Below are 12,446 nucleotides of genomic sequence, written 5' to 3'. Positions count from 1 at the left end.
TGCACAAAACACGATATTCTATCCGAACGCTTAAGTGCGCCCGGCAGATAGCTTCTGCCACTGATGATCGAACTCTTCCCCTACGGCGTGGCGCACTACGCCCTCGGGGGCGTCCTCATCGGCCTCGGGACGGTACTCATCTACCTGGGTACCGGCATCATCGCCGGGGCGAGCACGTTCCTCGAGTCGACGTGGTCGTACGTCTCCGACCGTTCGCGCTTCCAGCAGTATCGCTTCACCAGTTCGCGCGACTGGCGCGTCGTCTTCACCCTCGGCATCGTGTTGGGTGCCGCGGGCTACACGGTCGCCACCGGTGCCGACTGGTTCACCACACAGGTCGCCCCGTGGCGGCTGCTCCTGGGCGGCTTCCTCGTCGGTATCGGCACCCGGGTCGGGAAGGGCTGTACGTCCGGCCACGGTGTCTGTGGTGTCGGGTCGCTCTCGGAGACCTCGCTGATCAACGTCGCGACCTTCGTCATCGTGGCCATCGGGACGGCGAACCTCATCGCCGCCATGGGGTGGGGTATATGAGCCAGGACCGCGGCCTCGCGTTCTACGGGCTCGTCCTGTTGGGCGGCCTGATATTCGGGGTCGGGCTCGCGCTCAGTGAGATGGCCCGTCCCGAGGTCGTCCTGCGGTTCCTCCAGCTGGAGGACTTCGGCCTGCTCCTCGTGATGGGAGGGGCCAGCGTCACCGCCGGCATCGCCTTCTGGACGATGAGCCGCTCGGGCAGACGCGCCCCGCTCACGGGCGCGGAGTACACCCGGCGGCTGAAGGACTACGACAACAACGTGCTGGTGGGTGGCACCATCTTCGGCGTCGGCTGGGGGCTCTCGGGCATCTGCCCGGGTGCGGCCTACGCCAGCCTCGGGGTCGGGAACCTGACCATCCTCTGGGGCATCGGTGGGATGTTCCTCGGCGCGTACGTGCAGGGCGTCTGGCGCTCTCGCGACGACGACCCGAGCACGACGCCGAGTTCTGCGGACTGAACTGCTGACTCGCTGCTCCTGCGGCTCGTTCTCGACTCGATTCCTCGGTTTCGACCGCTCTTTCCTCGACCCCCCGTCCCGTTCGACACACCGTCGGCTCTGGTGACCCGGTTCTCTCGGTTTCCAGACCTGTTTTCGCGCATCAACCTTCTTCACCCTGCTGGCGCGCGTCGTCGGCACCGTCGCTCTCCACCAGAACTGTCTGTGAACTGGCTACTCTCGCGGCTGTAGCTACCCATAACTTATGCATCACCATGTGTGAGGTATGGGGATATAGTCTTGTACAGTATTCCCAAAACCGTTATTACACCCTGCCGGTTACGGTGTCGTGTACAGAAACTCATGAAGCATACAAGACTACTGGTCGAGGTGCACGATGTTCGGGATTGAATCACTCAGCGGCAACGCACAGGCGGCGGTACTGATCGGGATCGTGCTCGCTGAGGCCGGGGTCCTCTACGTGGGATACGGCCTCCTGGAGCGCGTCTTCGGCCCAGCCATCAGAGACGCCCTGCGGGGTGCCTGAACCATGGAGGTACTCGGCATGAGCGTCCTCCTGCTCGCGATGTTCGCGGGCTTCGGGGTGCTCATCGGTATCCTGTTCGGGTTCTTCGGCATGGGCGGTTCGTTCCTCGTCACGCCCGCGTTGCTCGTGATGGGGTACGAGACCGACGTTGCGGTCGCGTCCGGTCTCGCGTTCGTCTTCGGGACTTCCGTCATCGCGACGCTGAAACACCGCGACCTGGGGCAGGTCGACTACAAGCTCGGCGTGTTGATGATCGCCGGGACGACCGCCGGCATCGAGGTCGGGAAGCTCGGCCTGGAGTGGCTCCAGCACATGGGCTACGCGGACAGCGTGGTCAGTGTCGCCTACGTCCTCCTGCTCGGTGGTATCGGTCTGTTCGTCACCTGGACCGCCCTGAAAGGTGGGGACGGTGGCATCAGCCACGACGTCGACGACGACGACGACGTGTCGGCCGACGACATCCCCGACATCGCGAAGACGATACAGTCCTATCGCGTCCCGCCGATGATATCCCTCCGCGGGGGCGTCAGCGTCTCCCTGTGGATGATTCTCGGGGTGGCGTTCCTCACCGGTCTCTTATCGGGATTCCTCGGCGTCGGTGGCGGGTTCATCCGGATGCCCGCGCTGTTCTACCTCATCGGCGTGCCGGTCCCCGTCGCGGTCGGCACCGACCTGTTCGAGATCGTCTTCTCGGGCGGTATCGGGAGCTTCCTCTACGCCCAGTCCGGTGCGGTCGACCTGAGCATCGTGGTTCCGCTCCTCGCGGGCAGCGCGCTCGGGGCCCGAATGGGCGCGGCCTCGACCAGCCTGGTCGACGAGGCGGAGATCAAGGTGTACTTCGGCGTGATGCTCCTGCTCGGGGCCATCGCTGTCGCCATCCGCAAGCTCGGCAACGTCTTCGAGGTCCCCATGGCGGACACGGTCAGCCTCGCCATCATCCTCGGCGCAGCCCTGCTCGTCAGCGGTGCGGTCGTCTACAGCAGTATCAAGGAGCTGCGCGCGGAGTCGGGAACCAGCCACGCCGCCGCGGACTGACGGACTTTCCTGGAGCGTCTATTTTCGGTGGCAACCACATCGCAGACAGAATTGTGTATATTGGGCAAAATGTCCAATCATGTTTGCCCGGTGTTTGTCCCTGGCGTTCTACCAGACACCGCTAGAAGACCCCAGACAGCTGTGTAGGTCGCTATCGCTGTGCTGGACGTGGGCTGATGCAAATATTTCTGAGTGTCTTGCGCAATATCCACAATACTTATTGCAGGCCATCCCCAAGCGTGGAGTGACGCATGGACCCTGACGCGTTACCCACGATAGACATCGACGTCGAAGAGTTGAGCCCGGACGAACTGAAGGCCCGCATCGACGCGGGCGAGGACGTGACCATCCTCGACGCCCGCATGGAGAGCGACTTCTCCGAGTGGCACATCGATGGCGAGAACGTGGAGATCGCCAACGTCCCGTACTTCGAGTTCCTCGACGACGAGGTTCCGGAGCGGGTGCTCGAGCAGGTCCCCGAGGGCGAGCCGCTCGTCGTCCTGTGCGCCAAGGGCGGCGCGAGCGAGTACGTCGCCGCGAAGCTGGCCGAGAACGGCCGCGACGTGGCCCACCTCGCGGACGGCATGAACGGCTGGGCCCGCATCTACGAGCGCGTCGAAGTCACGCGCTACGACGGCCCGGGCAAGCTCTACCAGTACCAGCGCCCGTCCAGTGGCTGTCTCGCGTACATGCTCGTCTCCGTCGGCGAGGCCGCAGTCATCGACCCCCTCCGGGAGTTCACCGACCGCTACCTCGCGGACGCCGACGAGCTCGACGCTGACCTCCGCTACGCCATCGACACGCACATCCACGCCGACCACATCAGCGGCGTCCGGAACCTCGATGCCGAGGGCGTCACAGGCGTCATCCCGGCTTCCGCGGTCCCCCGCGGTGTCACCTACGCGGACGACGTGGAGACGGCCGAGGACGGTCAGGTCTTCGAGGTCGGCGCGGCCGAGATCGAGACCATCCACACGCCCGGCCACACGAGCGGGATGACCTCCTACCTCGTCGGTGGGAGCCTGCTCGCGACCGGTGACGGGCTGTTCACCGAGAGCGTCGCGCGCCCCGACCTCGAAGAGGGCGACGACGGCGCGCCAGACGCCGCGAAGCAGCTCTACGACACGCTCCAGACGAAGGTCCTCACCCAGGATGAGGACGTGCTCGTCGGCGGCGCGCACTTCAGCGACGCCGCGACGCCGGCCGAGGACGGGACCTACACCGCACCCATCGGCGAACTCGTCGAGACGATGGCCGCACTGACGATGGACGAGGACGACTTCGTCGACCTGGTCCTCGTGGACATGCCCCCGCGCCCGGCGAACTACGTCGACATCATCGAGACCAACCTCGGCCAGCACGAGGCCACCGACGAGGAGGCCTTCGAGCTCGAACTCGGGCCGAACAACTGCGCGGCCAGCCAGGACGCGCTCACCAGCGACTGATTCCTCCTCACAGGCTGCCGCTACTCCTCACCACTCGCGCCCGAGTGCCTGACCACCTCGCGCGCGTCGCTTGCAGCCGGTCGATTGTGTGGATATTTTCCACCACCAACCAATAGCGTTCGGCCGTTTCGCTCCGTCCTGACGACTGCTTCTGCACAGGAATATTCGTCTCTCACCGTCGATGACTGCTGACAGCCACACGAACAGTATTTCGTATATTGCACAATACTTTTGGCGGTGTGGCCCGTCTCTCAGGACGAACGATGCCCGATTCGATGCGCGACTACCTTGAACAGGACATGGCGTGCGAGGGCCTGCTGGAGTGCGGGCACGGCCTCGGCGACCTCGACCTGGCGGTGTTCCGGACGCTCACGGAGAGTGCGGAGCCGCTATCTATCGACGAGGTCGCGGTCGCGACCGACCGCGAACGCTCGACGGCCTATCGGTCCATCCAGCGGCTCGTCGACGCCGGATTCGTCCGGAAGGAACAGGTGAACTACGCCGACGGTGGCTACTACCACGTCTACCGGGCCGCGGACCCGAAGCAGGTCGCAGACGACATGCAGCGGATGCTCAACGACTGGTACGCCAAGATGGGGATGCTGGTCGGCGAGTTCCGCGAGAAGTACGAGGAGGCGGCCACCAGGGAGGCGTCGGACTGACAGCCGTGGTCCCCCATCGTCACCCGCCAGTGAGGCCCCGGTTCGACCGTGCGCGGTGTTGCACGAATCGAACAAGGCTTTTACCTCCGTACCACATAGCTTCAACACGAGATGGCCAATTCGATGCGGGAGTACCTGCAGCAGGACATGGAGTGCGAGGGCCTGCTGGAGTGTATCCACGGACTCAAGGAACTGGACAAGGAGGTGTTCTCGACCATCGTCGAGAGCCCCGAAGCGCTGACGGTCGACGAGATCGCAGAGCGCGTCGACCGCGAGCGTTCGACTGCCTACCGGGCGATCAAGCGCCTCCAGCAGTCGGGCTTCGTCCAGCAGGAACAGGTGAACTACGAGCAGGGCGGCTACTACCACGTCTACCAGCCGGTCGACCCCGACCAGGTCGCCGACGACATGCAGCGGATGCTCAACGACTGGTACGCCAAGATGGGCAACCTCATCGGCGAGTTCCGCGAGAAGTACGACGAGACCGCCCAGCTCCAACAGGCCGCCGAGCAGTGACACGACGGGCGGGAACACGATGACCGCCGACGAAGAGCCGTTCGATCCAACCAGCCCGGAGGCCCGGGACGTCGGTGCCGGCCTGCTCGACGAGACCATGGGGCCGAGCTCGTCGCTGGCGCACCTCTACCGTGGCGAGATCCACCGGATGAAGTTCTGGCGAGAGCGGCTGGACCGCACCACGAACTGGGCGGTCACGACGCTCGCGGCCATCCTGACGTTCGCCTTCGCCAGTCCCGACCATCCCCACTACCTCATCCTCATCGCGGGCGTGATGCTCTCGACGTTCCTCGTCATGGAGGCCCGGCGCTACCGCGGCTACGACATCTGGCGCTCCCGGGTGCGGGTCCTGCAGGAGAACGTCTTCGCGAAGGGGCTCGACCCGTCGATGCCCGTTTCGGACCCGAACTGGCGGCGCAAGCTCGCCCAGGACTACCGCACACCCGTCATCAAGATATCGTTCGAGGAGGCCCTCGCCCACCGCCTCCGGCGGGTGTACCTCCCGCTGTTCAGCGTGCTGGGCGCGGCGTGGCTCGCGCGCATCTTCGTCGTCCCGACCGAGCGCCCCTGGCCCGACACCGCGGCTGTCGGCCGGCTCTCCGGCGAACTCGTCACCGTGATGGTCGGCCTCGCGTACGTCACCCTCGTGGTCATCGCGCTCCGTCCCCGCACCTGGAAGGCGAAGGGCGAACTCCGCGAGGAGAACGTCGCGGTCTGGGACGACTGACGGCCTGTTTCTGGAGTCTATCGGTTTTTCGCCGTCGCGAGCCGTCGTAACACTATTTCCCGTTTCCAGAACAGCGCGATGCCGACACACCCCGCCGCGACCAGCAACCCCACCGATTGATACACCTGTTCCTGCGCCATTCCCGCCCCGGAGAAGACCAGCACCAGGTAGCCGGGCGTCCGCCCCGCCACGGAGACGAGTACCAGTTTCCGCACGTCGAGGTCGCTCATGCCGGCCGCGAAACAGATGACGTCGTCGGGGAACCCGGGCAGGAGGAAGACCACGAAGACGCCAGCGAGGCCGTACTCGCCGAGGAAGTCGTCGAACCGATCGAGGGCGTCGGGGGCGACGACCCGCTCGACGTAGGGCCGGCCGTAGCGTCGCGCCAGCAGCAGGGCGAGGTAGGTGCCGACCGTCGCGCCGGTCATGCTGTAGGCGAAGCCCGGGCCCGCGCCGAACAGGTAGCCAGCGGCGAACGCGAGCACCTGCCCGGGGACGGGCGCGACCACGACCTGCAGCGTCTGGAGGAGGACGAACACGAGCGGCGCGAGCGGGCCGAACCCGTCGACGACCGTCCGGATGGCGTCGGGATCGCGCAGGAACCACAGGTACCGGCCCGTCACCACGGTTCCGAGGACGAGCCCGACGGCGACGACCACGACCACGAGCAGGAGCTGTCGACGGTCTGCGTCGGCCGCGAGGAAGCGCTCCGGTCTCACGGGCGACTGTTCGGCCGCCGGGGGTATAGTTCGTATCCAGCGCCTGGACGACTGTGGCTAATGGCCCAGGATACCGGCTACCGGTCTGTCGGGCCGTCTCGAAGCCGGACGATGTAGTGTGAGAGGCCCATGACCGTGGCGACGACGAACGACGCTTCGAGAATCGCCGCGCTACTCCCGGGATGGCGCTGGGCGACGAGAAACAACGCACCCCAGCCGAGGAGTGCGAGTCCGAGTACGACCAGTTTCGCTCTCGACACACGCATATAAATTCCAGTCTTCTTCCCACGTGTCAAATATGGCTGGGTGTCCGTGTCAAACTTGTTCTCGCCGCCGCTCCAGCCACGCCGCCAGTTCTTCGCCTTGCTCGCGGACCGCACTGGTCCCGAACACCGTCACGACCAGCGCGCCCGCGAGGTCGAACACGAGGTCGAGCATGGTGTCGTCGACGCCGTACAGGATGAGCACCGGGTCGAGATCCAGCGCGACGGCGGTTTCGCGGGCGGCGAACTCGAGGACCTCCCAGAAGACGCCCATCGCCAGCGTGAACGCGAGGACGAACACCGTGACGAACGTCTCGGGAAAGTAGAGCCGGTCGCTGTGGGCGTCGATGGCCCAGACGGTCGCGTAGGCGACGACGGCGACGATACTGGCAGACAGGGTGTGCGTGAGGTGGTCCCACCACCAGACCTCGTCGTAGAACTGGAACATCCCGACGGCGTGCAACAGGACCGCGACGCCGAGGTAGACGGTGAACCGTGGGTCGAGTTCGATGCGGAAGTCGCGTTCGAGCACCGCCGGCAGGAACGTCACGCCGAGGGCGAACAGGGCGTTGAGCACCACGCTCACGTTGCGCAGCGTCATCCCGAGGACGAACACGCCGACGAGACACGCCTGTGTCGTCCGGGTGAACAGCGTGGCGTTTCGCATCCATACCCCGTGGCCTCGCATACTCGTAGTTACGCGCTCCCGCCCGAAAAACACCCCCGGACCACCGTGTCACAGAGTAACACCAGTCGGGACAACCTTGTATAGTCCCGAGACGTATCGAATTCCACGATGATGGCCATGACCCACGCGCTCGCGGGCCTCCTGCTCGCGACGTTCGTGGTCCAACTGGGCGGTGGCGACCCCGCCACGGTCGTCGCGGCGGCGGTCGCCGGGAGCGTGTTCCCGGACCTGGACATCTACGCGGGCCACCGCAAGACGCTTCACTTCCCCGTGTTCGGCTGGTTCCCGGCCGGCCTCGCGGTCGTACTCGCACTGGCGATCCCGACCACGGCGACGCTGGCGCTCGCGACGTTCCTCGTCGCGGCCGCCTTGCACCCCGTGATGGACCTCTACGGTGGCGGCCTCGAACTTCGTCCCTGGGAGGGGCGGTCCGAGAAAGCGGTCTACAGCCACTACCACGGCCGCTGGCTCGCACCGCGGCGACTCGTGCCCTACGACGGCTCGCCGCGTGACCTCGCACTGGCGGGCGCGCTGGGCGTCCCTGCCCTGACGCTCCCGGAACCGGTGCCGCCGCTGGTCGTCGTGACGATAGTGGTCGGCGGGGTGTACGTCGCCCTGCGAAAGCGCCTCGCGACGGTCTGGTCACAGGTCGCCCGGGCGCTCCCGCCGGAACTCCGGCACCACGTCCCCGAGCGGTTCTACGAGTAATCTGGCTCTTCTCGTCACTCCTTGCCCAACTGTTCCCCGACCAGCCGGTCGCACTCCGCGATAAACTCGTCCTCCGTGCCCCGCGGAATCGTCGCCCCGGCCGCGATGACGTGCCCGCCACCGTCGCCGCCGACGGCCTGTGAGGCCTCGCGCATCACGACAGAGAGGTCGAGTCCGTCCCGAACGAGGTGCCCGGTTCCCCGGGACGAGACCTTCACCTCCTCGGCGCTTTCGTTCGCGAAGGCGATGATGGGCTTGCTCCTATCAATGCCACTCGCACCGAGTGACATCCCGGCGACGATGCCGACGATGGTCTCGCGGATGCGGTCGTCGGCGTGGAACCACTGGACGTGCTCCTCCTTGGTGGTGCCCTCGTTCTTGACGAACTGGAGGCCCTCGGAGAGGTTCCGGCGGTGGTTTCGGAGCAGTTCTCGCGCCGCGGTGAGCGCCTCGTCGCGCTCGCCCAGACACACCGCGAGGCCCACGTCGGCGCGTTCGTATCTGGCAGTGGCGTTGAGCAGGGTCGAGAACTCGCTGGCGTCCCGGAGTTCTGTGCCCTCGGGCTCGGCGAGCAGGGTGTAACTCGTCCCGACGAGGCGGTCGATGCGGTCGGCGGGCACGCCCGAGCGAACCGCCCGCTGGACGAGGCCGCTGGCAACTTTCTGCCGCTCTCCGGCGTCGAGGTCGACCCAGCGCTTCCAGTCGTCGCCCGCTCTCGCCTCGATGTCGAGGTCGTTCAGGAAGTCGATTGCCCCGTTCCGGTTGTTGGTGATGCCCGGGATGACCACGTCGCTGGCGTACTCGAGCAGTTTGGGGAGTTCGCGGGTCTGCTTGCCGTACACCGCGAGGTCGGTCCCCTCTTCGAGGACGCCCGCGGCCACGCCGTCCTCGACGATGCCCTGGTTCGCCCCCTGCAACTCGCCGTCGGTGTCCTGCATGTCGCCCACGGCCCCCACGACCGCGAGCCGGGCCAGGTCGCGGTTGTCGCCGTCGCCCTCCAGCGCCCGGGCGAGGACGTACGCCGCGCCTGCGCCAGAGAGTTCGGAACCGCCGTCGATGCCGAACAGCAGCGGATTGAGGTGGTACTCTGTCTCTGCGTCGGCCGGCTGGTGGTGGTCCGCGATGACCGGCGTGAAGTCGCCTGCCTCCTCGTACGGGGCGATGATGTCCAGTTGCCCGCTCCCGAAGTCGGTGAACAGCACGGTGTCGTAGTCGGTCGCGGCGATGGCCGCGACGGCCTCCTCGTCGAGCTGTTTCTCGAAGTTCACCTCGAACGGGATGTCGGCGCGTTCCAGCGCGCTGGCGGCGACACCGGCGCTGGTCAGGCCGTCGGCGTCGATGTGGGAGTTGAGGAGCACCTCGTCGGCCGCGCGCAGGCGCTCGGCGCACGCGGCGGCGCGGTCTGCCATTTCTGGGACGGGGACGGAGGCTGGCATTCGTCGGGTAGTGGGTCGGTCTCGGATTTAAACCATCGGGACAGTATCAAGGTCGTCATTTTTCAGCGCGACCGTGCTATCTTACCGCATGGCAGTCGACCCAGCCGCACGACCGGAGCCGGACACCGACGCCGGCGCGGTCACCGAGGAGGCGACCGTCCACGAGGAGGGCGTCGAACTCGAACGGACCATCGGCCTGCGAGGGGCCATGGCGATCGGCGTCGGGACGATGATCGGCGCGGGTATCTTCGTGTTCCCGGGGCTGGCAGCTGGGCAGGCCGGGCCCGCCGCCGCCCTCTCGTTCGCCATCGGGGCGGTCATCGCCCTGCTGGTGGCGGTTCCGACCGCGGAACTGGCCACCGCGATGCCGAAATCCGGTGGTGGGTACTACTTCATCTCCCGCGGCCTCGGGACGCTCTTCGGGGCCGTCGTCGGGCTCTCGGTCTGGCTCGGGCTCGTCTTCGCGTCGGCGTTCTACCTCGTGGGCTTCGGCAACTACGCCGCGGCCGTCCTCGCCGAAGTGGGGGTGAACGCAGCCGGCCTCGTGATTCCACTCGGGCTCGCGTTCGCCGTCTTGCTCACCGCGCTCTCGCTCACGGGGACCGAGAACGCGACCAAGCTCCAGAACGTCGTCGTCGCGCTGTTGCTCGTCATCCTCACCGGGTTCCTGACCTACGGCAGCCTCGACGCCCTCGGGGTGTTCGGTCGGGCCTCGGCACCAGAGACGTTCTTCCGGTTCGGCCTCGCCCCCGTCTTCTCGACCGCGGCGCTGGTGTTCACCTCCTACCTCGGGTTCGCACAGGTCGCGACCGTCGCGGGTGAGGTGAAGAAACCGGGCAAGAACCTCCCGCTGGCGATGGTCGGCTCGGTCCTCCTCGTCGGCGTGTTCTACGTCGCGACCATCTTCGTCGCGACGAGCGCGTTCGGGAGTCCACGCCTCGAACAGTTCGGTGAGACCGCGATGGTCGAGGTCGCCCGGGACTTCTTCGGACTCGCGGGGGCGGTCGCCATCCTGATTGCGGGGCTGCTCGCGACGCTCTCGTCGGCGAACGCGAGCATCCTCTCGTCCTCGCGGGCTATCTACGCCCTGAGCCGTGACGCCATCGTCCCCGAGCGCTTCCGGCGGCTCAACCTCAAGTACGGTACCCCACACATCGCCCTGGTCTCGGCAGCCGGGCCGGTGCTCGTGCTCGTCGGAACCGGGCAGGTCGAGATTCTGGCCGAGGTGGCCTCGTTCCTGCATCTCATCATGTACGGCCTGATGTGCGTCGCGCTGGTGGTCATCCGGCGGTCCCCGCCGGAGTGGTACGAACCGGACTTCGAGGTGCCCCTCGGCCCCGTGATTCCGGTCCTCGGGGCCATCTCGAGCTTCGGGCTCATCGCGTTCATGAAGCCCGCCTCACAGCTCATCGGCGTCGCCGTGATGGTACTGGCAGGGGTGTGGTACTTGTACTACGCCCGCGATGTGAAACTACGAGGTGCCGTATGACCCGACGCGTACTCGTTCCGGTGCAGGTGCTGAAGGGAGAGAGCGTCTCGCCAGGCGTGGCCGAGGTCCTCGCGGACGTGCCGGTCCTGCTGCTGGGCTACCACGTCCTCCCCGAGCAGACGCCGCCCGGACAGGGAAAGATGGAGTTCGAGGAACAGGCACAGAACAAGCTCGCGGACGTGGTCGAACTGTTCGAGGAGTACGGCCCGGCGCCGGAGACCCGCATCGTCTTCACCCACGACGCGGAGAAGACCATCAACCGCGTCGCCGACGAGACGGGCTGTGACGCCTACCTCATCCCCAATCCGACACCACAGGTCGAGAAGGTACTCGTCCCGGTCCACCCCGACGTGGCCGTCGAGCGCGTCGTCGAGTACGCCGCGGCGGTGTTCGCGAACGACGACGTCACCATCTCTATCTTCGCGACCGCCCCCGACGAGGAGACGCTGTCCGAACGAACCGCGCTCGTCGAGGCCGCCTACGACTGGTTCGTCGAGCACGGCTTCTCCGAGGACGTGCTCGACACCACCGTCCAGCTGACCGACGCCCCGATCCGCGCCACGGCGACGGCTGCGACCGAACACGACCTCGTCGTGATGGGCGAACGCGCCCCCTCGCTCCGGTCGGTCGTCTTCGGCGAGGACGTCGACCAGGTCGCTGAGCTGTCGGTCGGGCCAGTGCTCGTCGTCAAGCGACCGCCGGAACCGGAACCGGACGAGGTCGTGGAGGCGGCTGAGGAGGCGGTCGAAGAGGCGGTCGAAGAGACGGAAGAGTGAGACTGGCGTTCTAACTCACTCTCGATGCTCCTGAGAAGTAATAACTGTCTCAAGGAAGAGGCATAATACGTGTCAAGGACCACCTCGGGAATCGTCGATATCGGCCGCACGATCGTCGCCCTAGTCGCGATGCTGGGTGCGATGGTACTGATGGCGCACCTGTCCAGTACACTCGCAGTCATCACCGGCTTCGAGGGACTGACCACCGGTGCGGCCGGCCGTGTCCTCTTTGCCGTCTCTGCTGGCACTGCACTGGCGGTCGTCTTTGCGGCCTATTCGACGTACTACTATTATCGGTCCTGACCCCCGAACACCTTCTTCGGGTACCAGAGTTGGTAGACCCTCGCGTTCCAGACGCCCGGTATCCGGGTCGCTTCTATGTGTCGCAACTGTCCGCTGTAGCTCAGTCACCGGCTCAGTGATAGCTGGAACTCATCCGCTACGGTTGGAGGAGGTCGCGAACGGTG

General features: G+C 66.2%; 16 protein-coding genes. 12 read left to right on the top strand and 4 right to left on the bottom strand.

Annotated features, from left to right (window positions below; genetic code table 11):
- Positions 1-63 precede the first annotated feature (63 nt).
- The 8 genes from ACSC1S_RS16215 (at position 64) to ACSC1S_RS16180 (ending at position 5,900) form a co-directional block, all read left to right on the top strand.
- A complete protein-coding gene (locus ACSC1S_RS16215; protein WP_435365198.1) occupies positions 64-531 on the top strand; it encodes a YeeE/YedE family protein in 468 nt (155 codons plus the stop codon).
- Positions 528-989, top strand: a complete 462-nt coding sequence (locus ACSC1S_RS16210) for a YeeE/YedE family protein (protein WP_435365197.1) — start codon at positions 528-530, stop codon at positions 987-989. The genes ACSC1S_RS16215 and ACSC1S_RS16210 overlap by 4 nt, the downstream gene beginning before the upstream one ends.
- A gap of 376 nt (positions 990-1,365) precedes the next feature.
- Positions 1,366-1,515, top strand: a complete 150-nt coding sequence (locus ACSC1S_RS16205; RefSeq protein WP_435319855.1) for a DUF7512 family protein — start codon at positions 1,366-1,368, stop codon at positions 1,513-1,515.
- A 3-nt stretch (positions 1,516-1,518) separates the two neighbouring features.
- Positions 1,519-2,550: a sulfite exporter TauE/SafE family protein gene (locus ACSC1S_RS16200; RefSeq protein WP_435365196.1), complete on the top strand. Its 1,032-nt coding sequence runs from the start codon at positions 1,519-1,521 to the stop codon at positions 2,548-2,550.
- A 251-nt stretch (positions 2,551-2,801) separates the two neighbouring features.
- Positions 2,802-3,995, top strand: a complete 1,194-nt coding sequence (locus tag ACSC1S_RS16195) for an MBL fold metallo-hydrolase (RefSeq protein ID WP_435365195.1) — start codon at positions 2,802-2,804, stop codon at positions 3,993-3,995.
- 263 nt (positions 3,996-4,258) lie between these two features.
- Positions 4,259-4,657 carry a helix-turn-helix domain-containing protein gene (locus ACSC1S_RS16190; protein ID WP_435365194.1) on the top strand — a complete coding sequence of 133 codons (399 nt, stop codon included), beginning with the start codon at positions 4,259-4,261 and terminating at the stop codon, positions 4,655-4,657.
- Positions 4,658-4,768: 111 nt separating this feature from the next.
- Positions 4,769-5,173, top strand: coding sequence for a helix-turn-helix domain-containing protein (locus ACSC1S_RS16185; RefSeq protein WP_435319849.1), 405 nt, complete (start codon positions 4,769-4,771; stop codon positions 5,171-5,173).
- Positions 5,174-5,192: 19 nt separating this feature from the next.
- A complete protein-coding gene (locus ACSC1S_RS16180) occupies positions 5,193-5,900 on the top strand; it encodes a DUF2270 domain-containing protein (protein WP_435365193.1) in 708 nt (235 codons plus the stop codon).
- Between the two features lie 17 nt (positions 5,901-5,917).
- Here the strand turns inward: ACSC1S_RS16180 and ACSC1S_RS16175 are convergent, their stop codons facing one another.
- The 3 genes from ACSC1S_RS16175 to ACSC1S_RS16165 form a co-directional block, all read right to left on the bottom strand.
- Entirely contained in the window at positions 5,918-6,619 is a 702-nt protein-coding gene (locus ACSC1S_RS16175; protein ID WP_435365192.1) for a TVP38/TMEM64 family protein, read from the bottom strand.
- Between the two features lie 77 nt (positions 6,620-6,696).
- On the bottom strand, positions 6,697-6,885 hold the full coding sequence (locus ACSC1S_RS16170) for a hypothetical protein (RefSeq protein ID WP_435365191.1): 189 nt from the start codon (positions 6,883-6,885) through the stop codon (positions 6,697-6,699).
- 49 nt (positions 6,886-6,934) lie between these two features.
- Complete coding sequence (locus tag ACSC1S_RS16165; protein ID WP_435365190.1) at positions 6,935-7,549, bottom strand: DUF2238 domain-containing protein; 615 nt, start codon at positions 7,547-7,549, stop codon at positions 6,935-6,937.
- A gap of 129 nt (positions 7,550-7,678) precedes the next feature.
- On the opposite strand from ACSC1S_RS16165, the gene ACSC1S_RS16160 reads away from it, so the two are divergent.
- On the top strand, positions 7,679-8,278 hold the full coding sequence (locus ACSC1S_RS16160; protein ID WP_435365189.1) for a metal-dependent hydrolase: 600 nt from the start codon (positions 7,679-7,681) through the stop codon (positions 8,276-8,278).
- Between the two features lie 14 nt (positions 8,279-8,292).
- On the opposite strand, the gene recJ is transcribed toward ACSC1S_RS16160, so the two are convergent.
- Complete coding sequence (recJ, locus tag ACSC1S_RS16155) at positions 8,293-9,714, bottom strand: RecJ family nuclease (protein ID WP_435365188.1); 1,422 nt, start codon at positions 9,712-9,714, stop codon at positions 8,293-8,295.
- 88 nt (positions 9,715-9,802) lie between these two features.
- On the opposite strand from recJ, the gene ACSC1S_RS16150 reads away from it, so the two are divergent.
- The 3 genes from ACSC1S_RS16150 (at position 9,803) to ACSC1S_RS16140 (ending at position 12,282) form a co-directional block, all read left to right on the top strand.
- Positions 9,803-11,203, top strand: coding sequence for an APC family permease (locus tag ACSC1S_RS16150; protein ID WP_435365187.1), 1,401 nt, complete (start codon positions 9,803-9,805; stop codon positions 11,201-11,203).
- Entirely contained in the window at positions 11,200-11,979 is a 780-nt protein-coding gene (locus ACSC1S_RS16145; RefSeq protein WP_435365186.1) for a universal stress protein, read from the top strand. The genes ACSC1S_RS16150 and ACSC1S_RS16145 overlap by 4 nt, the downstream gene beginning before the upstream one ends.
- A gap of 69 nt (positions 11,980-12,048) precedes the next feature.
- Positions 12,049-12,282, top strand: coding sequence for a hypothetical protein (locus tag ACSC1S_RS16140; RefSeq protein ID WP_435365185.1), 234 nt, complete (start codon positions 12,049-12,051; stop codon positions 12,280-12,282).
- Positions 12,283-12,446 lie beyond the last annotated feature (164 nt).

Origin of the sequence: Haloarchaeobius pelagicus, assembly GCF_051207375.1 — an archaeon.
Classification (GTDB): Archaea; Halobacteriota; Halobacteria; order Halobacteriales; family Natrialbaceae; genus Haloarchaeobius.
This window is presented reverse-complemented; position numbering and strand designations above follow the sequence as displayed.